Origin of the sequence: Kitasatospora sp. NPDC094028, assembly GCF_049543595.1 — a bacterium.
In the GTDB taxonomy this organism is placed as follows: Bacteria; Actinomycetota; Actinomycetes; order Streptomycetales; family Streptomycetaceae; genus Kitasatospora.
Genome location: NZ_JBMVFA010000003.1, coordinates 229722 through 253152, shown reverse-complemented (window position 1 = coordinate 253152; position 23431 = coordinate 229722). Strand labels below are relative to the sequence as shown.

Sequence of the window (23431 nt, the reverse complement as noted above, 5' to 3'; positions counted from 1 at the left end):
GTCAGCCCCGGGCGGCGAACACCGCCCCGAACACCAGCAGGCCCGCACCCACCAGCAGCAGCACCAGGTGCGACAGCACCGCCCCCACCAGGTGCCCGGCCGTGAACACCCGCATCCGCCGCGGATCCTCCGGCAGGTACACCACCGGCACCTCCTGCCCCACCCGGAACAGCTGGTCGAACCGGACGGCGCACGTCGCCCGCACCCGCCCGCCGCCTGCCAGGTCGAAGAGCACCGCGACCTCCCAGTACGGCCAGTACGCGGTCTCCCGGCGCACGTGGTCGACCACGTTCCCCCGCGTCCTGACCCCGCGCCGCCACAGACGCCACACGAGGACGGCCCGCCGCACGAACATGGCGACGAGCCCCACCCCGATCGGCACCGCGAACCCGAGCACCAGCACCTTGTCCGACATTCCCACCCATCCCCTCACGTTTTCCCCCGGCCCCGGGAAAGGACGTTGATCATTCATGTTCGATCGCCGATCATCAATCCTCGTCTAATGATCATCCGGCGGGAAGGAAACGGACGCATGTCCTTTCAGGCGTACCTGGACACCATCGAGACCAAGACGGGGCTGACCCCCCGCGCCTTCATCGCGCTGGCGCAGGAGCGCGGTTTCGACGACCCGTCCACCAAGGCGGGCGTGATCCTCGCCTGGCTCAAGGAGGACTACGAGCTGGGGCGCGGCCACGGCATGGCCCTCGTCCACGTCATCAAGAACGGCCCCAGGATCGACGCGAAGCACGTCGGCACCACCGGGTCGCACCGCGACGAGTCCGACACCCTCTGGCTCGACGGCAAGGCCACCCGCCCGTCCGCCTGAGACGCCACCCCGCCGACCCTGCCCGCCCCCGGAGGACCCGGCATGACCTGGACCGAACGCACCGTCGACCGCGAGGGCGTCCGCCTCTCCTGCCGCGACTGGGGCGGATCCGGCCCGCCGGTCGTCCTGCTGCACGGGCTGGCCGGCCACGCGGGCGAATGGGACGCCCTCGCCCGGGGCCTGAGCCGCCGCCATCGCGTCGTCGCCGTCGACCAGCGCGGCCACGGCGCGAGCGAACGCCGGCCGGCCGACCTCTCCCGTGCCGCGTACGTCGCCGACGTCGTCTCCGTGGTCGAGCGACTCGGCCTGCACCGGCCCGTCCTGGTGGGGCAGTCGCTGGGCGGCCACACCGCCATGCTCACCGCCGCCGCCCACCCCGGTCTGGCACGCGGGCTCGTCCTCGTCGAGGCGGGCCCGGGCGGCCCCCAGCCCGGCCTGCCGGCCGAGATCGGCGCCGCGCTCGACGCCTGGCCGACGCCCTTCCCGTCGCGCCCGGCCGCCGTCGAGTTCTTCGGCGGCGGTGCGGTCGGCGAGGCCTGGGCGGCCGGGCTGGAGGAGCGCGACGGCGGCTGGTGGCCGCGCTTCGACCGCGGCGCGATGGTCGAGGCACTGGCCGAGCTCGCCCGGCGCTCCTTCTGGGACGAGTGGACGGGCATCGACTGCCCGACACTGCTCGTGCTCGGCCGGTCGGGCATCATCCCCGCACCCGAGGCGGCGGCCATGCTCGAACGGCGCCCGCGGACGGTGGCCGCCAGCGTCCCCGCGGCGGGCCACGACGTCCACCTCGAACAGCCGGAGGCCCTAAGGCAGTTGGTCGAGGAGTTCCTCGACGGGCTCGCCGCGCCGGGCGGCGCCGGCGGTGGCGGGAACGGCGGGTGTCCGTCTCCTGCCCGGCGGCCGGGTCCGCGCTGAACCTCTCCTGCCACGGGATCGTGTTCGTGTTCTCGCTGATCTTCCAGCGGGAGCGCGGCTGGTCCCCGGTCAGGACGGGGCTGTCGTTCCTGCCGCTGACGGTCTTCCTCCTGGCCGCGAACATCCTGGCGGGCCGGCGCGCGCTACCCCATGGCGGGCGCCCAACTCCTTCCCGACTGCTGCTTCCTGGGGATCCCGGCGGTCGGCGCGCACGGGCCGACCCGGCTCCTGCTGCCGGCCACCGTCCCGATCGGCACCGGCGGCGGACTCGCCTCCCCGCCGATGACGGCCCTGCTCGAATCCGTCCCCGCCGAACGGGCGCTGAGCCTATGCCGGGGGGACGATCGACCCGAGCGGCGGGCAGGGGCCGGGGACGGTGCTGACGCCGGGCCGCTCCACGAACGCGCGGGCGGCGGCGGCCTGCTGGCGGTGGGTTTCGAGCTCGTCAGCGCGCCAGGCGCCGCGCCGGGCGCGGGCGTAGTCCCAGTCGTCGGAGACGAGGCTGAGCGACACGTTGCCGGAGGCTCGGCTGGTGTCGGCCTTGATGGCGGCCCGCTGGAGCGCGGTCTGGACGGCGGACAGTTCGAGGCGGGTGGCCAGGACACCGGGGGTGTCCGGCACCCGGGTCGGCAGCGGGGCCTGGGGGAGTGCCGAGATCCCCGTGTCGAGACGGCCGATGTTGTCGACGGACGCCCGGGTGGCGTCCCGGGACATGATCAGGATCTCCCGGTGGGCCCAGACGACCTCGTCCAGGTCGGCGGGGGAGATCACCATCCGCTCGTAGGCGCCCCGGAAGGCCAGGTCGGCGTGGAACGGACGCAGCACCTCGCTGTGCAGCGCCACGCAGTCGTTGAAGCCGGAGGAGACGGCGGCGTTGAGGTGGTACAGCGCCTGGTCGGACTGCCCGCGCTTGAACGCCAGGCCGGACAGGCCGCTGTGTCCGGCGGCGACGAGCCACGCGGCGTCCGGGCCGAGCACGGCGGCGCGCGCGATCACGTCGTGGAAGCCGGCCGCGAGGTCGACGCCCTGCGGGGCGCCCAGGAACGCCCGCGCCAGCGAGGCGAACGCGCCCTGCCCGGGGATGGCCGCGGCGACCGGGCTGCTCAGGGTCGCCACCAGCAGCTCGTGGACGCGGGCGGCGAGGGCGCTGACGGTGTCGGCCATGGGGCTCCTCGGGTTTCTCGGACGCGGGCGGCGCGCGGGCGGCGCGCGTGGCGCTCGGTCGGCCTGACGGTACGCCAACGACCCGCCGCGCGGAAGCGGTGAGCCTTGGTGTTGCCGGGACTTGTGTGGTGCACGGGTCGCGGGGCGCGGTGCACGGTGCACGGGGCGCGAGGTCGTACGTCGCCGGTCCCGGATCCGCTGGGCCCGGCGGCCGATTGACGGCCGGCCCGGTCCGCGGCCGATGATGCCCTGGTGACGGCTCGTCGGGTGCCGCACCACTGGGAGGCCGGACGCGCATGTGGGGCAAGTGGATCGGCTGCGAGGTGCCGGACGCCGCGCGGGGGCGGTTCGCCGCGGCCCAACGCGCCTGGTCGGCGATCGGCGACCAGCCGGGCCTGGTCGGGCAGGTGGGCGGCTGGGATCCGGCGGGCGGCCGCGCGCACGTCCTGGGCCTGTGGGCGGACGCCGCCGCCCACCGGCACTACGCCGCCGAGTACCTGCCCGGCCTGCGCTCGCGCGCCAGGCTCGCGGGCGACGTCCGCGCGCTGACCGGCCACCTGCTGACCCTCGAACCGGCCTGGCGCGTCCTGCCGGCGGCGTGACCGCGGGCCGCCGGCCCGCGTCGATGCCGGATGATGGTGATCATGAGCGGTGAGCCCCTGAACGTGTCCCTCGCTGAACTGCGCGCGGCGGTCGACGTGCTGCTGCGCCACCTGGAGGCCGGGGCGGCGGGCGGCGCCGTCGCCCTGGAGGCGGACTACTTCTGGGCCGTCCCCCCGCGCGAGACGTACGACGTCACCCGGGAGCCCGGCGAGCTGACGATCGGCCAGGTCTCCGAGTCCTGGCAGCACCTGAGGGCCCTGGTCGCCGACCAGGACGGCGCCGTGGGGCACCACCTGGTCTGGCTCGCCGACGTCCTGCGGGCGATCGGCCGGGAACACCCGGCGTAGCCACCTCCGCGCGGGCGGAAAATCCCGGCGCCGGGGACCGGATCCGTGGCAGCATGCCCCGCATGACGACCAACCGAAAGGCCCATGCCGCGTAGACGGCCGGACCAGGTCCGGGCCGGGAGCCCCCGCCACCCGGCCCACGGCGCACGACCCGTGATCGACGGCGTCTGCGCACGGACGCTCTCCGAGATCACCCACCTCGAACGCACCCGCACCCAGCTGCGGCCGGGCGAGACGGCCCGGGCCCTGCGGAGGTGGCAGGAGTACGTCCGCCGCCCCGCACGCGAACTGTGGGACGACTACGAGCGCGGCGACGTCGAGTGCTACTGCTGCGGCGATCCCTTCGAAGCCCGGGCCCTCCTCGACACGGTGCTGCACGCCCTGTCCCCGCGGGGCGCCCGGGAGCTGCGCAGGATCGTCGGCAGGTCCGACGCCCGCTGGCCGTCCTGGTGAAGAGGAAGCCGATGGTCACCAGCACCGCGAGCGCGACGGACCGCAGCGTGTCGGTCGTGAGCCGGGCGCCCCCGGACTTGTGCGCGAGGGCCTGGCGCAGCCGTCCGGCCCAGGACCGGTCGGAAAACGGCGCGGGCGCAACCGGGTTGATTCAGCCCCGCCGCTCCTGGACGGCCGAGGCGGTGAAGGCGGCCGCCAGGACGAGCGCGAGCGCCAGCAGGACGGCGCCGACGCCGATGGCGGTCCAGCCGCCGGTGGTCAGGCTGTCCAACTGCTGGGCGTAGGTGGAGTCGTGGGGCATCGGCATGCCCTCGGTGACGTGCGCCGGGCGGGCGTGGCAGACGTCGCCGGGCGACATCGGCCTGCCGAAGCAGGTCGGTGCGGCGGTGTGCAGCTTGTCGAAGCCGATCAGCAGCAGGCCGACGCCCGCGACGAGCAGGACGAGGACGATGAGCACGAACGACCTCTCTCTCCGAAGGTCACAGGTCGGTCAAGTCCGCAGGGCGGTGGGGGTGACGGGCGGGAGACTGGGCGGCATGAGGATCAGGTACGGCGTTCTCCTGTCCGGTGCGGCGGTGCTGCTGGCGGCCTGTTCGGCGTCGGACGGCGGTGGTGACCCGGCCCCTTCCACGCCCGCGGTGGCGTCCACGGTTCCCGCCGGGCCCGCGGCGACGGCCACCTACACGCCCCGGCGGGTTGTGACTTCGACCGAACTGGAGCGGACCGCCGAGAAGGTGAAGCGCCGGGCGGTGGCGCTGGGCCTGGCCGACCCGAAGGTCGAGGTCGGCGGCAACGGCACGCTCACGGTGACGGCGGCCGGCGGGACGAAGGAGAAGTTCACGGCGCTGGCGGCCCAGGGCCAGCTCGGTTTCCGCCCGGTGGTCGCGCTCGCCCCGAGCGGGCTGGTCATGCCGACCGGCCCCGGGGCGGCGGACGCGGTGACGGGGGGTGCGGTGCCGGCCGCGCTGGCGGCCCAGTTCAATGCGCTCAACTGCGCCGACGCGGCCCAGCGCGCCGCGCTGACGGCCGACCCGGAGGCGGAGGTCGTCGCCTGCTCGGCCCAGAAGGACCTCTGGGAGAAGCTGGTGCTGGCCCCGGTCGTGGTCGACGGGCAGAACCTGAAGTCGGCGACGGTCGCCAACGACCAGCAGAACGGCGCCGGCTGGCAGATCCAGCTGACCTTCGACGCCACCGGGGCGGCCGCGTTCGCCGACATCACCGGCAAGCTCGCGCCCCAGCCGACGCCGACCAACGAGTTCGCGATCGTGCTGGACGGCCGGATCCTGTCCCACCCGGCCGTGCGCAGCTCCATCACCGGCGGCAACGCGGTGATCAGCGGCTCGTTCACCCAGGACGAGGCGCAGCAGCTCGCGGCCCAGATGTCCGACCGGCTGGAGGTCGGCCTCACCCTGACCGGAACCACCGCCCCGAGCTGAGACGACAGCGGTCGGGTTCGGTCAGACGGTGGCGGTGGCGGCGTAGTAGGTGACCGAGGCCCGCCACCCCGCACCCCCGCCACCCACCGCAACCGCCTCACCCTCCCCAACTCCCTGACCCCCGGAGGGGGAAGTCGATTCCGCCGACTTCCCACTCCTCCTTCGCATTCGCCCCCACCACCTGGCAGGATGGCGGCACCGTCCAGAGCCCCGCGCGGCCACGGCGCCCCTGCGCCGAACCCGCCCTCCTTCTCGGCTCCCTGGACGCGGAGTGCCTGCCGCCGATTCCGACGCCGCCAGGCCCGGCCCTCGGCCGATCACCACCCGACCCCACCGACCGAAGGTGCAACCGACATGCGACCTGCCCTCTTCACCATCGACCTCCCCGGCCCGGGACGGGTGAGCACGATGGCCAGGCCCCGCGGCCGCGACTGGCTCGAAGACGAGATGGCCGCGCTCAGCGGCCACGGTGTCGACATCCTGGTCTGCGCGCTCACCGACCCCGAACTGGACGAACTCGGCCTCACGGGCGAGCCGCAGGCAGCCGCCGCAGCCGGGCTGCGGTTCGTCGCGATACCCATCCCCGACCGCACCGTCCCCGACCGCGCCGCGATCCTGCCCACCCTCCACGGGCTCGCCGAACAGCTGCGCAGCGGCGCGCACATCGTCACCCACTGCCGCGCCGGCATCGGCCGCTCGTCCCTCCTCGCGGCCGCACTCCTCATCCTCAACGGTGCCGACCCCGACACCGCATGGGCCCGGATCGAACGAGCCCGCGGGCTCGCCGTCCCGGACACGGCCGAGCAGCGGCAGTGGACGCTGGAACTCCCAGGAGTGGGAAGTCGGCCCCACCGACTTCCCACTCCTGGCACAATGTCCCCGTGACCACCACCTGCCGAAAGGCCCATGCCGCGTAAGCGGCCGCGCGCACTGCGCGCCCAACAACCCGCGCCCCGCGTCTGGGCGCCCACCCCGCCCCTGCGGATCCCCGGGCTCTCCCTCCGCGCGAGCCGGGACGTCCACCGCGTGGAGCGCCTGTACCCGGACTTCCACCTCGGCCCCGGCGCCACCGACCAAGCCCTGCGCGGCTACCGCGCGTTCCTGCATCCACGCAGCAACCGCCCGCTGTACCCCCGGGATTCGGAGTGCCCGTCCTGCCCGGGCTGCGCCTTCGACGACGTCCGGCACTGCCGCGACGTCCTGGACGCCGCTCTGGAACGCCTGCCACCACGCGCTCGCGCCGAACTCGCCCTCCTGCTCCGCCCCTTGGACACGGAGTACCGACGCCGCACCCTCCCCGACCCCTTCGCCGACCGGCGCGAGTGGACGGCGCACCTCTGGTGGCACCGCCGCCTGGCCGACCCCGCGTGGGGATGACGAGAGCGGGGCCGGACCGCGAACAGCTCGCTGCCTGCCCGGAGTTCGGAGGCGCCGTCGCGGCGGGCGACGGTGGGGACGAGTTCGGGCCGGGTGACGAAGCATATGTCGGCGATATGCCGTGCCGCTTAGGCTCCAGGTATGCGCGTGTTGATCGTGGAGGACGAGTCGTACCTGGCCGAAGCCGTCCGGGACGCTCTGCGGCTGGAGGCGATCGCCGCCGACGTCGCCGGCGACGGCAACTCCGCTCTGGAACTGCTCGGCGTCAACTCCTACGACCTTGCGGTCCTCGACCGCGACATCCCCAGCCCCTCGGGCGACGAGATCGCCCGGCGGATCGTCGCGTCCGGCAGCGGCATCCCGATCCTCATGCTCACCGCTGCCGACCGGATCGACGACAAGGCGTCCGGGTTCGAGCTCGGCGCCGACGACTACCTCACCAAACCGTTCGAGCTCCGGGAACTCGTGCTGCGGCTACGGGCGTTGGACCGCAGACGCGCGCACGCCCGCCCCCCGGTCAGCGAGATCGCGGGCCTGCGGCTGGACCCCTTCCGCCGGCAGGTCTTCCGCGACGGACGCTACGTCGCGCTCACCCGGAAGCAGTTCGCCGTGCTCGAAGTGCTCGTCACCGCCGAGGGCGGTGTCGTCAGCGCCGAGGAACTCCTGGAGCGGGCCTGGGACGCCAGCGCCGACCCCTTCACCAACGCCGTCCGCATCACCGTTTCCGCTCTGCGCAGACGGCTCGGTGAACCATGGCTCATCGCCACGGTGCCCGGCGTCGGCTACCGGATCGACACTGGCACGGACGCCGGCACGGACACTGGCACGGACGCTGGCACGGACGCCGGCACGGACACCGGGATGGACACCACCCACCCCGGCAGCACGCATGCCTAGGCGCCCAGGGCTCAGCGCGCGCCTGAAACTCACCGTCAGCTACGCCGGATTCCTCCTCGTCGCCGGCACTCTCCTGCTGGCCGTGGTGCGGGTGTTCCTGCTGCGCTACGTCCCCGACAGCCCCCAGGGCCTTCTCGGGGTCGCACCCAACCGCTACGTCCTCGTGCGCGTGTTCGCCCCCGCCGCGGCCGTGGCGCTGGCCTTCCTGCTGGCGTTCGGCCTCCTGGGGGGATGGATCCTCGCCGGACGGATGCTCGCCCCGCTCACCCGGATCGCGGACGCGGCCCGGCTGGCCGCGGACGGATCGCTGTCCCACCGGGTCCGCCTGCAAGGTCCCCGAGACGAATTCCGGGAACTCGCCGACGTGTTCGACACCATGCTGGAACAACTCGAATCCCACGTCGCCGAACAGCAGCGGTTCGCCGCGAACGCCTCCCACGAACTGCGCACCCCGCTGGCGATCTCGAAGGCACTCCTCGACCTCGCCCGCGACGACCCCACACGGGACCAGGGCGAACTCATCGAACGCCTCCACACCGTCAACGCGCGGGCGATCGACCTCACCGAGGCCCTCCTGCTGCTCGGCCGCGCCGACCGCAGGAGCTTCACCCGCGAGCCCGTCGACCTGTCCCTCGTCGCCGAGGAAGCCGCCGAGACGCTGCTTCCCCTCGCCGAGAAGCGCCGGATCACACTCGACGTCACCGGCGAGAAGGCGGAGACCCCTGGCTCCGCGGCGCTCATTCTGCGGATGGTGACCAACCTCGTCCAGAACGCCGTCGTCCACAACCTCCCCTCCGGCGGCACCGTCACGGTCCACACCGAGTCGCAGCGGGACGCCGGCGTGCTGCGGGTCGAGAACACCGGCCCCCAGGTCCCGGCGGAGCTCCTGCCGACCCTCACCGAACCCTTCCGGTGCGGAACGGAACGCACCCGCACCGACGAACACGTCGGGGCCGGACTCGGGTTGGCCATCGTGCACAGCATCGTCCGGGCACACGGCGGGACCATCGACCTCGCCCCCCGTCCCGCCGGCGGTCTCCTCGTCACGATCCGGTTTCCGCGCACAGAGGCGCCGGTGCCCTGACGCCCGGATTCCGGTGTGTCGCGGGCGTATCAAGAACCGCATACGCCACGGCAACAGCCGTCCGTCTTCACTGGAGGCACGGGGACCGCACGGGTGGGTGATCGATGGCCGATGGCGGCCCCGTAGACCTGCGACGGTCGATTTGTCGATCAGGAGAGGACCGTGATCATGGACTCGGATCCCGTACGTGGCATCAACCGGCGGCGGCTGCTCGGGTGGGGCGGGTTGGCGGCGGCGGGCGCGGTGGCGGCCGGCGCGCCGCTGTTGGGCTCCCGACCCGGCCACGCCGAAGCGGTCCCCACCGACTTCGAGATCCCACCGGCCACCCGTCCCGGCGGAGCCTATGACCAGTACGTGGAGAAGCTGGCCGCGGAGGGGAAGTTCTCCGGCGTGGTGATGCTGTCGCACCGCGGCAGGACGGTGCTGTCCCGCAGCTACGGCATGGCCGACCGGGAGAAGGGGATCCGCAATGACGAAGGCATCGCGTTCAGCCTCTCCTCGGCGGGCAAGCCGTTCGGCGCGGTGGCCGTCCTGCAACTGGCACAGCAGGGAAAGCTGAGCCTGTCGGACACGGTGGGCACCCACCTGAAGGGCTTCCCCAAGGACATCGCCGATCAGGTGACCATCCACCACCTGCTGTCCGGCGCCTCCGGGCTGGACACCCCGGACGAGGACGTGCAGCGCACCTTCCAGAGCCAGGAGGAGGTGCACCAGTACTACGAGCAGTGGGTCCGGCAGTCCAAGCCGGTGGCCGCCCCCGGCACTCCCACCGGACACTCCGGCGCCGACATCGGCATCCCCGCGCTGATCGTCGAGGCCGTGAGCGGCAAGACGTACTGGGACTACGTGCAGGAGAACATCTTCGGGCGCTGCGGCATGACCGACTCGGGGTTCCGCACCAGGCCGCAGTGGCTCACCGACGAGCACATCGCGCACCCGTACATGACGCTGGCGGACGGCAGCCAGGTGGACGCGATCCGCAACCTGGACAGGAGCAGCCCGTCCCCGGACGTCCTCGGCAAGAACCCGGGCCGCAGCTTCATCGACGCCCCCGGGGACGGCGGCTTCGCCACCGCACCGGATCTGGTCCGGCTCGCACGCGCGCTGGGCGACGGCACGGTGCTGGACCGGCCCTGGGCCGAGCTGCTCACCGGGGCCAAGATCCCCCACGGCGGTTCGTCGTTCGGGGCCTACGACATGCCGGTCCGCATCGTCAACGGCCAGTGGATGTTCGGGCGCGCCGGCGGCAACCCCGGTGTCACCGCCAGCTGGAGCGTCTACCCGTACACCGGCTGGGTCGGCGTGATCCTCGGCAACTGCGACGGCCTGCCACGGCAGGAGATCACCACGCGGGAGATGCAGGCCGTCACCGGGGCTTCGCCCGGTGGCGGTGGCGGTGGCGGTGGGGGTGGCGGGGGTGGCGGTGGGGGCTGAAGCGGCCCGGTTGACCGGTAGGGTCCAGGGCTGCCTCGGTGCCCGACGAGCAGGGAAGGTGGTGGAGACTTCGTCGCATGACCTCTCCACCACTGCACGCTGACGGGCCGTCCGTACGGATCGGGGCGCTCGCTCCGCTGACCCGGCCCGGGTGGGCCGAGGCCGGGCGGCACCTGCTGGCCGGGCTCGAACTGGGCGTCCGCGACGTCAACTCCGCCGGGGGGATCGGCGGACGGCCGCTGGATCTGCTCGTGCGGGACACGGCGGCCGATCCGCGGCGGGCCGAGACGGCCGTCGACGAACTCGCCGGCCTGGGCGTGGCCGCCCTGGCGGGCGAGTACCACAGCGTCGTTGCCCGCGCCGTCGCCGCCCGGGCCTCGGCGCTCGGCCTGCCGTACCTCTGCTCCTCGGCGGTGCTCGACGCGCTCACCGACGAGCCGACCGACTCGGTCGCGCGCCTGTGCCCGGCCCAGTCCCACGGCTGGCGGATCTACGCCGACTTCCTCCTCGCCGCCGGGCATCGCCGCATCGCGGTGGCCGCCCAGCCCAGCGTGTACTGGGCCGCCGGGACCCGCATCCTGCGCGAGCACGTCGCCGCGCGCGGTGGCACCGTCGACGAACTCGACCTGACCGTGCTCGACCCGGCCGCCGTGTGCGACGAACTCGCCCAGCGGGGTGCCACCGCCGTCCTCCTCCTCGCCGGGCATCCGGAGCCGGCCGCCTCGGTGGTCAGGGCCGTGCGCGCCGACCCCCGCCTCGCCGACGTCCTGATCGGCGCCCCGGCCGGGCAGCCGGAGTTCGCCGAGTGGACGGCGCTGCTCGGCGGGGACGGCTCCGCGATCCCGTTCCTGCGCTACCGGCCCGAACGGCTCGGCCCGCTCGGCCTGCGCGTCGAGACGGGCCTGCGCGAACGGCTGGGCGCCGCGCCCTCGTTCGTCGCCTTCGAGGGGTACGACACGGTCGCCGTGCTCGCCGAGCTGCTTCGGTCGGAGAGGGCCGGCGCCGGGGCCTGGCCGGGCGTCGACGTCGAGGGCACCCGCAGGCGGATCCGGTTCTCCCGGGTGCCGGGCGTCAGCGTGTGGCAGTGGGCGTGGCCGCCGGTCCAGGTCGTCGACCGGGATCCGGCGGACGCCGCTCGCTTCCGGATCCTGCACACCGGCTGAGGACAGCGCGGTCCGGCCCCACCGCCGCACGCGGTGGGGCCGGACCGGGGTGCGGGCGGGATCACTCGGGCAGGCGGTCCAGGATCCACTCGGCCAGCTCGGGCGTGATGGCGCTGTGCGGGGTGTTGGTCGACGAGCACAGGAAGTCGTCGACGTCGCTCTCGTCCGGGGAGAACTGCTCGATGTCGGCGTAGACGTCCGCCTGCGTGTCCAGGTTGCGGACGGAGACCGCGCTCACCGCGGGGACGAAGCAGATCGACTCGGTGCCGGGCTCGATCTCGACGGTGCCGGTGGCCTTCAGCTTCTCACCGGCGATGCCGAAGCTCTCCAGGGTGCCGCCGGGGGCGCCGTCCAGCTCGGGCAGGTCGTCGGTGACCACGCGCTTCTCGGACAGCAGGCCCTTGAGGTGGGCCACCTCCTGGGCCGTGCCCATCGACTGGGTGCGCAGGGTGGTCCCCTTGAACCAGCCGGAGGTGACCTTGATGGCGTCGATGCCGGGCTTCACGCCGTTGCCGCCGCCGTTCCCGGCGCCGTTGGCGACGGCGAGCAGGCGCGGGCGCCGGGGCCAGCTGCCCATCCGCTCCAGCTCGGCCAGGAACTCGGTGCGCAGCGGGTCCTCGCGGGGCGTGCCCTCCACGGTCTCGATGTGGCGCCACAGCAGCTGGCGGGCGGCCGGGCTGTTGATCTGCTTGGACAGAGCCGGGGTGGCCGTGAGGAAGTGGGCGAAGCCCTGGAGGGCCATCGGGATCCAGGCGCCGCGGTGCGGGCTGTCGTAGGACAGGTAGGTGGCGGTCTGGTGGTCGATGCCGTCGCTCTCCATGCGGAGCAGGGCGTAGCGGGTGACCAGGCCGCCCATGCTGAAGCCGCCGACCGTCAGCTGCGCGCCGCCCAGCTTCTCGGCGTTGGCCCGCTGGATGCATTCCCTGGCGGCCAGGGCGTTGTCCTGGATGCGGGCACTGCGCTCGTCGTAGCCGATCAGGATCAGGTCGCGGCCGCGGGCGCGCAGCTGGCTGATGAGGGGGAACTGGCCGCGCTCCAGGCCGTGGTAGAGCTCGTCGAGCTTGCTCGGGCCGGTGTTGAAGCCGTCGGAGAGGATGACCGGCCTGACGAGCCCGTGCTTGGGGTTGGCAAGGTACACCCAGGCCTTGCCGCCGGGCAGCGGCCAGGTCTCGTCGGGTGCCGGCGCGGCGGGGATCTCCGGCGGCGCGGGCGGCGCGAGGAAGCCGAAGGGCTCGATTCCGGGCTCGTTCTGGGTGGTCAAGGCAAGTCCTTCCAAGGGTGGGTAAGCCCCGCAGCGAACCGGCTGAGGGGGGAGGACGACCGGACCGGGGCCCGCCCGTCGGGACCCGACCTACCCACGCACTTCCGTGCATCATGCACGCATCACTCCAATGAGTGAACATCTGATGAGTTGTCAGATAGTGTGATGAAGTTCTTTGTGGTGTCTGGTACTTCCCTGTCATCTGATCGCCTCCGGAGGTGGCCGAAGGGTGGATCGCGGCGCGTGGTCAGGCATGGCTGCATTTGGCGCGACGTGGGTGAAGTGGTTCGGCTGCAACGCCTCGACGAGGGCCTGCGTGGGGGCGTTGGGCTAGGGGTGGCGTCGCGCCGCTGGGAGCCCGGGGTGCGCCGACTGAACTTTGATCGCCAGTTGAGCGCAATGTCCTGGTGTGGGGCGTAGTTGATAAGAAAGCGGGGGTGGAATGGGTGGCGGATACACGGTCAACATAGCCGACTTGGTCAGGGGAGCCGACAGGCTGGATGAGGCTGCCCGCGGGCTGGATGCAACTGCGGAGATTCTTGCGTCGGGCCTGAGCGAGTCCGGTGGGATGATCGGCGATGATGAGGCGGGAGAGATCTTCGCGGCGGTGTACAAGCCGGCGTCAAAAGAGGTGCTGAACCAACTGGCCTGCGCTCGGCAGTACATGACTCTCAGCGCTGTGAATTTGCATCAGGCCGCGAGGAACTTTCAGGCCACTGAGGACGCGATAGTTGGGGATCTCGGCGGTGCGTACCCGAATCCGAGTGGCAGCCCCGGTGCTGGTATGGCGCCAGGGTGGGCGACGTCTGGCGGGTATGCGGCCACCCCCAAAGGCGCCGATGAGAACCTGCCGGAGGTGGTCGGTGGAACAAGCGGTGTCGACAGGTGGGTCTGGGGGGACAAGTACCGTGGGAACCCGGACAAGCTGAGGAAGGTGTCGAAGACCTGGCAGGCTGCCCACCGGCGCACTGAAGAGACCCTGGGCGATGCACAGGGCGCTCTGCGCATCATCGCCGATTCCCTGGAGGGCGAGATGAATCAGGCGATCGCAGGTTTCTTCGCCGGCTTCGTTGGCGAGCAGTGCTACCCGGTGAAGCCGGACAGCACGCACTCATTGCTGGCGAACCTGACGTCATCCTGTCGGCAGCTCGATGACGCCTGTGACAGATATGCCAAACACATCGATGACTCGGAGGGCAACTTCTATAGGTTGCTCGATGCGCCCTGGAACGACCCGATCTTTGGTGGTAACGGGAATGACCGGGGTCTGAAGTCGAAGGTCCTCGGTGACACGCAGATCCAGTCACTAGCCGAGACGGCGAAAGCGCTCGTTGATTCCCGGAAGCGAATACTGGCGCCCCCGGGTCAGACAGTCTCGCCTAAGTCATCCGGTCGGGAGTAGTGGCTCATCGTCTTCGCTGTGGCGAGTTCTTGATCTCGCACTTGGGGATCTTGTTCGGCTGGGGCTGTTGAGTGGCTGCTGATCTTGTCTTCGGCGCTTAGCCAGGCGGCCCGATGCCGGTCCAGCGCGATGGCCGATGGATTCGAGCCGCACCGGGGCGAGCTGACGGCGTACTGCTATCGGATGTTCGGTTCGTGCCACGGCGCCATCGGGGCCACCGCCGAGGACGTCTACCTGGGGCTCGACAAGGACGGCAGTCGGGCCGTCGAGGCGATCTTCCGCAACCTCGTCAGGATCAACGAGGCCTCGTCCGCCTCTACGCGGTCGCCGACCCGGCCGTCCCGGGCCTGGCCGTCGACCTCCCCGACTCCGCCGGCAACGTGCAGGACGTCCGCTTCAGCACCGACCGGAAGACGCTGCTCGTGCTCCGCGAGGACGGTACCGCCCAGTTCTGGGACCTGGGCGCCCTGCCCGCCATCGCCGCCGACCCGGTCGGCCTGGCCTGCCGGATCGCCGGGGGAGGGCTGTCGCGCGAGGACTGGGAGCGCTTCTACGCAGTCGGCCTGCCCTACCAGGACACCCGCGCGCGGAGTTGAGGGTACGGCGACCGGAGGTGGACCCACTCCCCGCCACTCTCAAGGCATAGCGCGCCGGGGGCCTTGCCGCAAGGCCCCCCCAGGCGCCCCAGAATGTCCCACTCAAGGCCGGAGCAGGGCGAGTTGGGAGATCCACGGGATGCGAGTGGTGCTGTCCACGTACGGGTCGCGCGGGGACGTGCAGCCGCTGGCCGCGCTGGCGGTGCGGCTGCGGGAGTCGGGGGTGCGGGCGACGGTGTGCGCGCCGCCGGACGAGGAGTTCGCGCGGCGGCTGGCGGTCGCCGGGGTGGAGGCGGTGCCCGGCCGGTGCCGAGCGCCGACAGCCTCACCGCCGCGCTCGCCCGCGCCCTCGACGGCGCCACGCGCGAACGGGCGGTCGCCGTGCGGGGGCGGATCCGGACGGACGGGGCCGCGGTCGCGGCGCGGCTGCTGATCGATGGTCAGGGCTGACGGTCGACGGTCAGGGCTGCTGATCGACGGCCGAGGGGAGAGGGGGCCCGGGCGAACCGGCGAAATGTGCTGGTGCGCCACGGCCCCCGGCGGCGAGACTGGGCGGATGGAGACCTCACTGCCCTCGACCACCCCCGCGGACGCCGAACTCGCCGAACTCTGGCGCCGGCACTGGGAGGCGAAGTTCCCGGACTGCGTCAAGCGGAACGAGATCGAGGGCATCGACCTGGTGTACCTCGACTCCGCCACGGCCGGCCTGGTCACCGGCGAACTCAACCGCGGCCTCGACCGCCAGGGCGTCGCCATGCTCCACCAGTGCTGCGGCGAGCTCGACACCGTGCTCCCGCGGATCACCGACCCGTACGCCCGCTCCTACTACGAGCGGCTGCGCGTCATCGCCCGCCTCGTCGCGGCGCGCTACACGCCCGAGCCGGAGGCCGAGGCCGTCTGACCCCGCCCGGCGGTGACGGCTCCGGACGCGCGAGGACCGGGCGCCGGCCCCACGGGGGTGAGGGGCCGGCGCCCGGTCGGCTCCGCCGGGCCGGGCGTCAACGGAACAGCGTGGTGCCCTCGTTCGGCATCTTCCCGCCGTCCTGGTCGAAGAACTCCCACAGCTTCGCCCGCTTGTCCTGCGGCTGCCCCATCGCGACCACCCGGATCGGGGAGCCGGGCACGGTGACGATCGGAAGCTCCGTCCTGGTGTCGTCCGACCAGGTCACGAACACCTTGCCGACGCGCGGCCCGAGGTCGACCAGCCCGACCTCCGCCGGGAAGAACGGGCCCGGGTCGTCCTTGCTGTAGTGGCCGAGCATGCCGGCGCCGAAGGTGGTCTGGTGCGCGGCCTGCTCCGCGATGTGCCCCTCGGCGACGATGCTGCCGCCGCTGTCGTGGCTCTGCCGGACGCCGTCCACCTCGACGTAGTCGTTCACCAGGTCGGAGTCGGGCTGCCAGTACTGCCGGACGAAGTCCTCGGTCGGTCGGGTCACCCGCGGGTTGTAGGTGCTGCGCTCCTGCCAGAACGCCGTCGCCTGCTCGAACGCGCGCTCCTTCGGCGCGAGCGGCCAGATCGCCCGCCACACCTTCCACTCGTGGCCGTTGGTGGTCCCCCGGGCGAGCAGCGTCCGGGTCGGCTTGAGCGGATCCCGCTGCGCCGGGGCCGCCGCGTTCGTCGGGGCCGCCGCGTTCGTCGGGGCGGACGACCCGGCCGCCGCCGGCGCCAGCGCCGTCGTGCCGCTGCCCACCGGCGCCGGACGCAGCTGCGCCAGCGCGCCGCCGCCCAGCGCCACCACCGAGGCCAGCGCCACCGCGCCGACCACCGTGCGGCGGCGGCGCCGGATCCGGCGGCCGCCCTGCATGATGTCCGCCAGCGGCGCCGGGACGATCTTCGTCTCGGCCGCCGCCTCGGCCATGCCCAGGCTGACCCACAGGTCCGTGTCGTGGTCACCGTTCGAGCTCATACCGCACCTCCGATGTGGGTCCTGTCCTTGGGTTCCACCAGCGTCGAGACCTGGCGGAGCTTGGCGATGCCCTTCGCCGCGTGACTGCGCACGGCGCCGACCGAGCAGCCCATCGCCGTCGCCGTCTGGCTGTCGCTCAGGTCCTCCCAGTGCCGCAGCACCACCGCCTGGCGCTGCCGCGGCGGCAGGGTGGCCAGCGCGGCCAGCAGCGCCCCGCGCTGGTCGGAGCGGGCGTAGCCGTCCTCGGTGCCGGCCGCGTCCGGCACCGCCTCCACGAGCAGCTCCGGCGGCCGCCGCCGGGTGCGGCGGGCGTGCTGGTTCACCAGGATCCGCCGCACGTAGGCGTACCGGTCGTCCGCCCGGCGCACCCTCGACCAGGACGCGCAGGACTGCTCCGCCGCGGACTGGACCAGGTCCTCCGCCGCGTACTGCTCGCCGGCCAGCAGGTATGCCGTCCGCAGCAGCCGCGGCCAGGCCCCGACGATGAACGCCTGGAACTCCTCGTCCCGGTCGCTCTTCGGTTCTCCCATTGAGCACCTCCTCACCCACCTAGAGCCCGGGGGCGGGGGAAAGCGCTTACCCGCGCCTCCCGCCCGCCCCCTCCGCCCGGTGCCACGGCCCGGGGGGTGCGCAGGGCTCAGCCGGGGTCGGCGTCCGATCGGCGCGGCGCGGGCTCGTAGGGTGTCGGCCATGCACAGCACGCTGACCGAGCACGCCCGGTGCCTCTACGGGGACGAGTACGGGCCCGTGCCCGACTGCCCGCAGGAGCACGTCGAGTCCGCCTTCGTCGAGCGGCTGACCTTCGCCGGCGCGGAGCCGATCCTGGCCATGCTGCGCGAGCTGTGCCCGCACCTGGTCGACGGGCAACTGCCGGTATGGGTGCGGAACCTGGCGTACCGGCTCGTGCTGCTGCAACGCCCGGACGACCCGGAGCTGATGCGCGAGGCCGCCCGGAGCCTGTGGTCGCACGGCCCGGACTGGGACGACATCGCGCTGGACCTGGAGCGGCGCGCCGACGCGCTGGAACCGGCGCGACCGGCGCTCTGAGCCTGCCGGACCGCACCACCGGCGGCCCGGTCGGCCGGGGCCCGGCCCGCGCGCGGACACCCGCCCGCCCCCCCCCCGGCGTGAGCGCCGGTCCGCGATACGTTGCCGGAGCGCCTGTTCGAGCGGCCCGGACGGCCGGGCCCGGCAGGCGAGCAGGGCGAAGGGGGATTCATCGTGCGGATCGGTACGCGGACGTTCTCGGACGGCGTCGTCCAGTACCCCTTCACCCTCGGCGCGGTGCCCGGCGTCCTCTGGCGGCCCACCGGCCCGATGCGGTACGGCCGGCCGTTGGTGCTGCTCGGGCACGGCGGCGGCGGGCACAAGCTCGCACCGGGACTGGTCGACCGGGCTCGCCGGTTCGTCGCGGACGCCGGGTCCACGGCGGTGGCGCTCGACGCGCCCGGGCACGGGGAGCGGCCGCGTACCCCGGCCGACGAGCGGTTCGGCGGCGAGATCGCGGAACTGCAGGCCGCCGGTCGGCCGATCAGCGCCTGGGTCGCCCGGCACACCACCGCCGTCGCCGAGCGGGCCGTGCCCGAGTGGACCGCCGTCCTGGACGCGCTGCGGGAGGAGGGCGAGGGCTGCGGCCGGGTCGGGTTCTGGGGACTGTCGCTGGGCAGCGTGATCGGCATCCCGCTCGCCGCCGCCGAACCGCGGATCGGCGCCGCCGTGTTCGGCCTGACCGGCCACGAGTCGCAGAACGAGCCGGCCGGCCGGGTCACCGCGCCGCTCGACTTCCTGATGCAGTGGGACGACGCCCTCGTCCCGCGCGCCGGGGCGCTCGCCCTCTACGGCGCCTTCGGCTCCCCGGACCGGACGCTGCACGCCAACCCGGGCGGCCACGGCGACGTGCCGGAGCGGCAGTTGGCGGCCGCCGAGGGCTCGCTGCGGCGGCGGCTGCTGGGGGAGGAGTAGGGCGCGCGGGGAGGGGTGGGGCGCGGGCCGGGGGTGGGGCACGCGGGGCGCGGGGAGGGGCGGGGCGCGCGGACTCGGTTGCGCCCCCCCCGGAGTTCCGGTGGGCGTCCAGCCGGTGACATCGGGTGACCGCCGGGCCGGGCGCCACTAGGGTGCGCGGCATGAGTGAGCACCAGGGGGCGGAGGGCCCCGCCGCGGCCCGTCCGTCCGCCGCCCAACCGCCGTCCGCCGCCTGGGCGGTCGCCGTCCTGCGCGGGTTCGGCCAGGTCGCCTTCATGCGCTCCGCCGCCTGCGGACTCCTCTTCGCCACCGCCCTGTTCGCCGCCGACTGGCACGACGGCGCCTACGGCCTGCTCGGCTGCGCCGCCGCCACCGCCGTCGCGCACGCCCTGGGCCTCGGCAGCGGAACCGGAGCTGCCTCCGACGCCGTCGAAGCCGGGCTGCACGGCTACAACGGCTGCCTGGCGGCGCTGGCCTGCGCCGTCCTGCTGGACCCGGACCGCCCCGCCACCGTGGCCGTCGCCGTCCTCGGCGCCGCCGTCACCGTGGTGCTCACGGCAGCCCTCGGCGCGCTGCTCGGCCCCCGGCGGCTGCCCGTGCTGACGGCACCGTTCTGCCTGGTCGCCACCGCCGTGACGGTCGCCGCACCCGGCTTCCGGCGCCTGTGGCCCGACCCCGCCGTCCCGGCCGCCGCCCTGCCCGCCCCGGCCGCCGGGCCGGGCGGCCTCACCTGGGGCCAGCTCTGGCACGGCTTCCTCGCCGACTTCGGACAGGTCTTCCTCCTCCCGCAGTGGTACTGCGGCCTGCTGGTCCTGGCCGGCCTCCTCGCGGCCAGCCGGATCGCCGCCCTGACGGCCTGCGCGGGCAGCGCCGCCGCCCTGCTCACCGCCTGGGCACTCGGCGCGCCGGGGGAACAGGTCGGCCAGGGCCTGTACGGCTACAGCGGCGTGCTGACGGCTCTCGCGCTCTGCGGGGCCTTCCTCACGCCCGGCGTGCGCAACGGGGCTTACGCGCTGCTCGGCGCGGCGTCCGCCACCGTCCTCACCCCGGCGCTCGGCGCGATCGCCGCGCCCTCCGGCGGCCACGCCTTCACCTGGCCGTTCGTGCTGACCACCCTGGCCTTCCTGGCAGCCGTCCCGGTGATCCCGCGCCTGCGGGCGGCCCGGGCCCCGGACCCCACGTAAGTCCCCTACACCATACGGACGTTGGTCCCGTACCGGCGCCCTCAGGGGTGTGGGCGCCGGTACGGGAAGCCCCGGGCGTCCATCGGCCCCTCAGCACGCCGACGCCCGCGAACCCGCTCCACTACCGTCAACGTCCCTCGCGGCCCGCCGGGTTCAGCTCGTCGGCGGAAATTTTCGCGGCGGAGGCAAACTGCCGGTAGGGCCGCACAGCCGCGGACTCCACCCGCCGCCGCCCACTGCCGCCCGCCGCCGCAAAGAGCGGACACGACCCTTCCGTTCCTCGATCGAGTCTGACAGCATCGTCCGCTGTCCGGCGAAGTCGTCCGCTCTCCGGCGAACCGCCGCCGGTGATCCGTGCACAGACGGGTCATCAGCATGCCGCCGAACACCCACGCGCGGCCCGAACACGCACGGACGGGCCCGGAGGAAGCATGACCACCAGCCGCGCCCGGACCGCCGCGCCCGCCACCGCAGCCGCGGGCCGCCCCGTCCGCTGGGTCCGCACCAGGCTGCGCGCCGACCTCCCGGCCGCGCTGCTCACCGCGGCCCTCGCCCTCGTCACCGTCTTCCTCGCGGCGGCCTTCCCGCGGATCCAGGACCGCGGCGCCGACGCCGCGCTGCACGACTACGTGAGCCACCGCGGCCTCCACACGACCAGCCTGCAGTACACCTCCCGCACCCGCCCGACCGACACCGCCGCCGGCCTCGCCACCGTACGGCGCGCCCTCGTCGACCGCCTCGGCACCGCCCTGACCCTCTCCCCGCCCGGCGAGGCCCACGGCGCCCGGGCCGGCGGCCAGGCCCCGCTGAACAACCCGGGCTACGCCCGGATCGTCCCGAGCACCGCCCCGACGATGGACCTGCTCTACCTGCACGGCCTCGCCGACCGGGTCACCCTCACCGACGGCACCTGGCCCGGACCGGCCGCCGCGGACGGCCCGCTGCCGATCGTGCTGAACCGCCGCGCCGCCGAGACCATCGGCGTCAAACTCGGCGACACCATCGACAACGGCACCAACGAGTCCGGCGCGGCGCGCAGCACCACGGTGGTCGGCCTCTACCGGGTCAACGACCCGCAGGACCCGTTCTGGGAGGACCTCGGCTGCCCGGACCGCGCCTGCCTGCGCCTCGACGGCGAAGGCCACGACTGGTGGCAGACCACCGGCTTCACCGGCGGCGACAGCCTGCCCGCCCTCGCCCGCTGGGGCGCCGGCGCCGAGGACTTCTGGCGACTGCCCGTGGACCCCGCCGCCCTGCGCGCCGACCGGCTCGACGGCACCCGCGCCACCGTGCGCTCCTTCCTGAGCGGGCGCGACGCCAAGACCCTGGTCGCCGCCACCGGCCGCACCGACCTGCGCACCGCCTCCTACCTGCCGGACACCCTCGACCGCGCCGACGCCCGCTACCGGGCCGCCGTGCCGCTGGGCGCCATCGGCCCGGCCGGCGTCGCGGGCGCCGCCGCCGTCGTGCTGTGCCTGGCCGCCGCGCTCACCACCGACCGGCGCCGCGCCGAACTCCACCTGCTGCGCGCCCGCGGCGGCTCGCGCGGCGGCGTGCTGCTGCGGCTGCTCGGCGAGGGCGCGGTGACCGTCCTGCCCGCGGCGGCGCTCGGCACCGCACTCGCCCTGCTACTGCTGCCCACCCCGCGCTGGGGCCACGCGGTGACGGCCGCGCTCGCCGCGACGCTGCTCGCCCTGCTGGCCTTCCCCGTCCGGGCCGCGCTGCTGTGGTCCCGGTCCGGGGCGGGGGCACGACCGGAGGCGGGGTCCGGGGCGCGGGCGGGCGGCGGCCGGCGCCGGCTGGTCGGCGAACTCACCGTCCTGGCCGTCACCGTCGCCGCCGTGGCCGAAGCCCGCCGCCGCGGCCTCGGCCACGCCGGCACCGCGTCCGACCCGCTGCTGATCGCCGCGCCCCTGCTGCTCGCCGTCACCGCCGGACTGCTGCTGGCCCGCCTCCACCCGCTGCTGATCGGCCGACTGGCCGCCCTCGCCCGCCGCGGCCGCGGCCTGATCGGCTTCCTCGGCCTCGCCCGGGCCGCACGCGGCACCACCGGCCGCCGCCGGCCCTCCGCCCTGCCGCTGCTCGCCCTGCTGATCGCCGTCACCGCCACCGGCTTCGGCACCACCGTGCTCGACGCCGTCGACCACGGCCGGATCCGCGCCGCACGCCTCGCCACCGGCGGCGACATCGCCGTCACCGTCCCCGAATTCGCCACCCTGGCACCGTCGTTCACCGACGCCGCCGCCCACCTGCCCGGCGTCCGCACCGCCACCACCGTCCACGTCGAACCCCGGGCCCTGTTCGTCGGCGCGGGCGCCGACTACACCAAGGTCATCGCCGTCGTCGCCGAACCGCAGGCGTACGCCGAACTCGCCCGCGCCGCCGGAGCCGGCACCTTCGACCCGGCCACGCTCGCCACCACCGGCGGCCCCGACACCCCCGTGCCCGCGCTCTTCAGCCGCGACCTGGCCGCCCGCCTCGCCGCCGGACCGCCCACCCTGCACCTGCCCAGCGGCAGCGACCTGCGCACCACCGTCGCCGGGACCGTCACCGCCACCCCCGCCCTGCCGGACCCGAGCCTGCCGTTCGTCGTCGTCCCCGCCGGCCCCGCCACCCACCGCCTCCCCGAACTCGCCCCGGCCACCACCTGGCTCGCCGCCGGCGACCCCGACCCCGAACAGGTCCGGTCCCTGCTGCGCGAACGCGGCCTCACCCAGCCCACCGGCATCCTCGAACTCATCCAGGCCGACGCCACCGCCGCCGGCCGCGGCACCCACGGCCTCCCACCCGGCTACACCGTCCGCAGCAGCCGCGAACTCGCCGCCGAACTCGCCGCCGACCCCCTCCAGCAGGCCGCCGGCCGACTCTTCCGCCTCGCCGCCCTCGCCGCCGCCGGATTCGCCCTGCTCGCCGTCCTCCTGACACTGCTGCGCGCCGCACCCGACCGCGCCGCCGTCCTCGCCCGGCTGCGCACCATGGGCCTGCGGCCCCGGCAGGGCCTCGCCCTGACGGTCGCCGAAGCCCTGCCCGAAACCCTCACCGCCACCGCGGGCGGCGCCCTCGCCGCCCTCGCGGCCGTCGCCCTGCTCGGCCCCGCCCTCGACCTCTCGACCCTCGTCGGCGCCCGCGTCGGCCACGCCCTGGCCCCCGCGCCGCTGCCCGTCCTGCTGCCCACCGGCGGCCTGGCCCTGCTGGTCGGCCTCGCCGTCGTCCTGGAGACCCTGGTCGCCGGCCGGCGCCGGCTCACCACCGAACTGCGCGCGGGCGACCAGCCGTGACGGCCGGCGACGGCACGGGCCGCGGGTAGCGCCCGGGCGGCCGGGGGCACCTCGACGACGAAGAGCAGGAAGCTCGTCCCCGTCGACAGCGCCGCGAAGGGCGGGCCGGAGAGTTCCGGCCCGCCCGTCCCTTCGGGAACAACTC

The 23431-nt window shown here is 74.1% G+C and carries 26 protein-coding genes and 1 pseudogene; 21 read left to right on the top strand and 6 right to left on the bottom strand.

Features of this window, described 5'->3' with window-relative positions; translation table 11 throughout:
• Position 1: 1 nt before the first annotated feature.
• Positions 2 to 415 carry a DUF3592 domain-containing protein gene (locus ACPC54_RS06855; RefSeq protein WP_498961976.1) on the bottom strand — a complete coding sequence of 138 codons (414 nt, stop codon included), beginning with the start codon at positions 413 to 415 and terminating at the stop codon, positions 2 to 4.
• 117 nt (positions 416 to 532) lie between these two features.
• Here ACPC54_RS06855 and ACPC54_RS06850 point away from each other — a divergent pair, with 117 nt between their 5' ends.
• Complete coding sequence (locus ACPC54_RS06850) at positions 533 to 826, top strand: DUF4287 domain-containing protein (RefSeq protein ID WP_498961974.1); 294 nt, start codon at positions 533 to 535, stop codon at positions 824 to 826.
• Positions 827 to 868: 42 nt separating this feature from the next.
• Positions 869 to 1738 carry an alpha/beta fold hydrolase gene (locus ACPC54_RS06845; protein ID WP_498961972.1) on the top strand — a complete coding sequence of 290 codons (870 nt, stop codon included), beginning with the start codon at positions 869 to 871 and terminating at the stop codon, positions 1736 to 1738.
• Between the two features lie 327 nt (positions 1739 to 2065).
• Here the strand turns inward: ACPC54_RS06845 and ACPC54_RS06840 are convergent, their stop codons facing one another.
• Positions 2066 to 2902: a hypothetical protein gene (locus tag ACPC54_RS06840; protein ID WP_498961970.1), complete on the bottom strand. Its 837-nt coding sequence runs from the start codon at positions 2900 to 2902 to the stop codon at positions 2066 to 2068.
• Between the two features lie 296 nt (positions 2903 to 3198).
• Here ACPC54_RS06840 and ACPC54_RS06835 point away from each other — a divergent pair, with 296 nt between their 5' ends.
• The 3 genes from ACPC54_RS06835 to ACPC54_RS06825 all read left to right on the top strand — a co-directional run bounded on the left by ACPC54_RS06835 (position 3199) and on the right by ACPC54_RS06825 (position 4305).
• Positions 3199 to 3504, top strand: coding sequence for a DUF4937 domain-containing protein (locus ACPC54_RS06835; protein WP_498961968.1), 306 nt, complete (start codon positions 3199 to 3201; stop codon positions 3502 to 3504).
• A 42-nt stretch (positions 3505 to 3546) separates the two neighbouring features.
• On the top strand, positions 3547 to 3852 hold the full coding sequence (locus tag ACPC54_RS06830) for a hypothetical protein (RefSeq protein WP_498961966.1): 306 nt from the start codon (positions 3547 to 3549) through the stop codon (positions 3850 to 3852).
• An 84-nt stretch (positions 3853 to 3936) separates the two neighbouring features.
• A complete protein-coding gene (locus ACPC54_RS06825) occupies positions 3937 to 4305 on the top strand; it encodes a hypothetical protein (RefSeq protein WP_498961964.1) in 369 nt (122 codons plus the stop codon).
• A gap of 151 nt (positions 4306 to 4456) precedes the next feature.
• On the opposite strand, the gene ACPC54_RS06820 is transcribed toward ACPC54_RS06825, so the two are convergent.
• Positions 4457 to 4762, bottom strand: a complete 306-nt coding sequence (locus ACPC54_RS06820) for a hypothetical protein (RefSeq protein ID WP_498961962.1) — start codon at positions 4760 to 4762, stop codon at positions 4457 to 4459.
• 79 nt (positions 4763 to 4841) lie between these two features.
• Between ACPC54_RS06820 and ACPC54_RS06815 the strand changes: the two genes are divergently transcribed.
• From ACPC54_RS06815 to ACPC54_RS06785, 7 genes are all read left to right on the top strand, one after another.
• Positions 4842 to 5741: a SecDF P1 head subdomain-containing protein gene (locus ACPC54_RS06815; RefSeq protein WP_498961960.1), complete on the top strand. Its 900-nt coding sequence runs from the start codon at positions 4842 to 4844 to the stop codon at positions 5739 to 5741.
• 354 nt (positions 5742 to 6095) lie between these two features.
• Positions 6096 to 6626, top strand: a complete 531-nt coding sequence (locus ACPC54_RS06810; RefSeq protein ID WP_498961958.1) for a phosphatase domain-containing putative toxin — start codon at positions 6096 to 6098, stop codon at positions 6624 to 6626.
• A gap of 21 nt (positions 6627 to 6647) precedes the next feature.
• Entirely contained in the window at positions 6648 to 7118 is a 471-nt protein-coding gene (locus ACPC54_RS06805) for a hypothetical protein (protein WP_498961956.1), read from the top strand.
• 141 nt (positions 7119 to 7259) lie between these two features.
• Positions 7260 to 8015, top strand: coding sequence for a response regulator transcription factor (locus ACPC54_RS06800; protein ID WP_498961954.1), 756 nt, complete (start codon positions 7260 to 7262; stop codon positions 8013 to 8015).
• Positions 8008 to 9099 (top strand): sensor histidine kinase, encoded by a 1092-nt coding sequence (locus ACPC54_RS06795; RefSeq protein WP_498961951.1) that lies wholly within the window; start codon positions 8008 to 8010, stop codon positions 9097 to 9099. The genes ACPC54_RS06800 and ACPC54_RS06795 overlap by 8 nt, the downstream gene beginning before the upstream one ends.
• 168 nt (positions 9100 to 9267) lie before the next feature.
• The gene (locus ACPC54_RS06790; protein ID WP_498962441.1) at positions 9268 to 10533 is read left to right on the top strand and encodes a serine hydrolase domain-containing protein; all 1266 of its coding nucleotides are present in this window, start codon (positions 9268 to 9270) and stop codon (positions 10531 to 10533) included.
• Between the two features lie 77 nt (positions 10534 to 10610).
• The gene (locus tag ACPC54_RS06785) at positions 10611 to 11696 is read left to right on the top strand and encodes an ABC transporter substrate-binding protein (protein WP_498961950.1); all 1086 of its coding nucleotides are present in this window, start codon (positions 10611 to 10613) and stop codon (positions 11694 to 11696) included.
• Between the two features lie 61 nt (positions 11697 to 11757).
• Here the strand turns inward: ACPC54_RS06785 and ACPC54_RS06780 are convergent, their stop codons facing one another.
• Entirely contained in the window at positions 11758 to 12957 is a 1200-nt protein-coding gene (locus tag ACPC54_RS06780) for an esterase/lipase family protein (RefSeq protein WP_498961948.1), read from the bottom strand.
• 442 nt (positions 12958 to 13399) lie between these two features.
• Between ACPC54_RS06780 and ACPC54_RS06775 the strand changes: the two genes are divergently transcribed.
• The 5 genes and pseudogenes from ACPC54_RS06775 (at position 13400) to ACPC54_RS06755 (ending at position 15856) form a co-directional block, all read left to right on the top strand.
• On the top strand, positions 13400 to 14359 hold the full coding sequence (locus ACPC54_RS06775) for a hypothetical protein (RefSeq protein WP_498961946.1): 960 nt from the start codon (positions 13400 to 13402) through the stop codon (positions 14357 to 14359).
• Positions 14360 to 14488: 129 nt separating this feature from the next.
• Positions 14489 to 14689, top strand: a pseudogene (locus ACPC54_RS06770) (nSTAND1 domain-containing NTPase); the annotation flags it as partial.
• Positions 14690 to 14739: 50 nt separating this feature from the next.
• On the top strand, positions 14740 to 14955 hold the full coding sequence (locus tag ACPC54_RS06765; protein WP_498962467.1) for a hypothetical protein: 216 nt from the start codon (positions 14740 to 14742) through the stop codon (positions 14953 to 14955).
• A 306-nt stretch (positions 14956 to 15261) separates the two neighbouring features.
• Complete coding sequence (locus ACPC54_RS06760; protein WP_498962465.1) at positions 15262 to 15405, top strand: hypothetical protein; 144 nt, start codon at positions 15262 to 15264, stop codon at positions 15403 to 15405.
• Positions 15406 to 15511: 106 nt separating this feature from the next.
• The gene (locus ACPC54_RS06755; RefSeq protein ID WP_498961944.1) at positions 15512 to 15856 is read left to right on the top strand and encodes a hypothetical protein; all 345 of its coding nucleotides are present in this window, start codon (positions 15512 to 15514) and stop codon (positions 15854 to 15856) included.
• 97 nt (positions 15857 to 15953) lie between these two features.
• Here the strand turns inward: ACPC54_RS06755 and ACPC54_RS06750 are convergent, their stop codons facing one another.
• Both ACPC54_RS06750 and ACPC54_RS06745 read right to left on the bottom strand, forming a co-directional pair.
• Entirely contained in the window at positions 15954 to 16862 is a 909-nt protein-coding gene (locus ACPC54_RS06750) for a hypothetical protein (RefSeq protein WP_498961942.1), read from the bottom strand.
• The gene (locus tag ACPC54_RS06745; protein ID WP_498961940.1) at positions 16859 to 17392 is read right to left on the bottom strand and encodes a SigE family RNA polymerase sigma factor; all 534 of its coding nucleotides are present in this window, start codon (positions 17390 to 17392) and stop codon (positions 16859 to 16861) included. The genes ACPC54_RS06750 and ACPC54_RS06745 overlap by 4 nt, the downstream gene beginning before the upstream one ends.
• Before the next feature lie 160 nt (positions 17393 to 17552).
• On the opposite strand from ACPC54_RS06745, the gene ACPC54_RS06740 reads away from it, so the two are divergent.
• The 4 genes from ACPC54_RS06740 (at position 17553) to ACPC54_RS06725 (ending at position 23286) form a co-directional block, all read left to right on the top strand.
• Positions 17553 to 17909 (top strand): RNA-binding protein, encoded by a 357-nt coding sequence (locus ACPC54_RS06740; protein WP_498961938.1) that lies wholly within the window; start codon positions 17553 to 17555, stop codon positions 17907 to 17909.
• Between the two features lie 174 nt (positions 17910 to 18083).
• Positions 18084 to 18824, top strand: coding sequence for a dienelactone hydrolase family protein (locus tag ACPC54_RS06735; protein WP_498961936.1), 741 nt, complete (start codon positions 18084 to 18086; stop codon positions 18822 to 18824).
• 161 nt (positions 18825 to 18985) lie between these two features.
• Positions 18986 to 20008, top strand: coding sequence for an urea transporter (locus ACPC54_RS06730; protein ID WP_498961934.1), 1023 nt, complete (start codon positions 18986 to 18988; stop codon positions 20006 to 20008).
• A 431-nt stretch (positions 20009 to 20439) separates the two neighbouring features.
• Complete coding sequence (locus ACPC54_RS06725; protein WP_498961932.1) at positions 20440 to 23286, top strand: hypothetical protein; 2847 nt, start codon at positions 20440 to 20442, stop codon at positions 23284 to 23286.
• The last annotated feature ends 145 nt before the right edge of the window (positions 23287 to 23431 follow it).

Bases quoted from the DNA above. Each gene is read 5' to 3' on its own strand.
- ACPC54_RS06855 (WP_498961976.1), bottom strand. From the start codon at position 415: ATGTCGGACAAGGTGCTGGTGCTCGGGTTCGCGGTGCCGATCGGGGTG.
- ACPC54_RS06850 (WP_498961974.1), top strand. From the start codon at position 533: ATGTCCTTTCAGGCGTACCTGGACACCATCGAGACCAAGACGGGGCTG.
- ACPC54_RS06845 (WP_498961972.1), top strand. From the start codon at position 869: ATGACCTGGACCGAACGCACCGTCGACCGCGAGGGCGTCCGCCTCTCC.
- ACPC54_RS06840 (WP_498961970.1), bottom strand. From the start codon at position 2,902: ATGGCCGACACCGTCAGCGCCCTCGCCGCCCGCGTCCACGAGCTGCTG.
- ACPC54_RS06835 (WP_498961968.1), top strand. From the start codon at position 3,199: ATGTGGGGCAAGTGGATCGGCTGCGAGGTGCCGGACGCCGCGCGGGGG.
- ACPC54_RS06830 (WP_498961966.1), top strand. From the start codon at position 3,547: ATGAGCGGTGAGCCCCTGAACGTGTCCCTCGCTGAACTGCGCGCGGCG.
- ACPC54_RS06825 (WP_498961964.1), top strand. From the start codon at position 3,937: ATGCCGCGTAGACGGCCGGACCAGGTCCGGGCCGGGAGCCCCCGCCAC.
- ACPC54_RS06815 (WP_498961960.1), top strand. From the start codon at position 4,842: ATGAGGATCAGGTACGGCGTTCTCCTGTCCGGTGCGGCGGTGCTGCTG.
- ACPC54_RS06810 (WP_498961958.1), top strand. From the start codon at position 6,096: ATGCGACCTGCCCTCTTCACCATCGACCTCCCCGGCCCGGGACGGGTG.
- ACPC54_RS06805 (WP_498961956.1), top strand. From the start codon at position 6,648: ATGCCGCGTAAGCGGCCGCGCGCACTGCGCGCCCAACAACCCGCGCCC.
- ACPC54_RS06800 (WP_498961954.1), top strand. From the start codon at position 7,260: ATGCGCGTGTTGATCGTGGAGGACGAGTCGTACCTGGCCGAAGCCGTC.
- ACPC54_RS06795 (WP_498961951.1), top strand. From the start codon at position 8,008: ATGCCTAGGCGCCCAGGGCTCAGCGCGCGCCTGAAACTCACCGTCAGC.
- ACPC54_RS06790 (WP_498962441.1), top strand. From the start codon at position 9,268: ATGGACTCGGATCCCGTACGTGGCATCAACCGGCGGCGGCTGCTCGGG.
- ACPC54_RS06785 (WP_498961950.1), top strand. From the start codon at position 10,611: ATGACCTCTCCACCACTGCACGCTGACGGGCCGTCCGTACGGATCGGG.
- ACPC54_RS06775 (WP_498961946.1), top strand. From the start codon at position 13,400: ATGGGTGGCGGATACACGGTCAACATAGCCGACTTGGTCAGGGGAGCC.
- ACPC54_RS06755 (WP_498961944.1), top strand. From the start codon at position 15,512: ATGGAGACCTCACTGCCCTCGACCACCCCCGCGGACGCCGAACTCGCC.
- ACPC54_RS06750 (WP_498961942.1), bottom strand. From the start codon at position 16,862: ATGAGCTCGAACGGTGACCACGACACGGACCTGTGGGTCAGCCTGGGC.
- ACPC54_RS06745 (WP_498961940.1), bottom strand. From the start codon at position 17,392: ATGGGAGAACCGAAGAGCGACCGGGACGAGGAGTTCCAGGCGTTCATC.
- ACPC54_RS06740 (WP_498961938.1), top strand. From the start codon at position 17,553: ATGCACAGCACGCTGACCGAGCACGCCCGGTGCCTCTACGGGGACGAG.
- ACPC54_RS06730 (WP_498961934.1), top strand. From the start codon at position 18,986: ATGAGTGAGCACCAGGGGGCGGAGGGCCCCGCCGCGGCCCGTCCGTCC.
- ACPC54_RS06725 (WP_498961932.1), top strand. From the start codon at position 20,440: ATGACCACCAGCCGCGCCCGGACCGCCGCGCCCGCCACCGCAGCCGCG.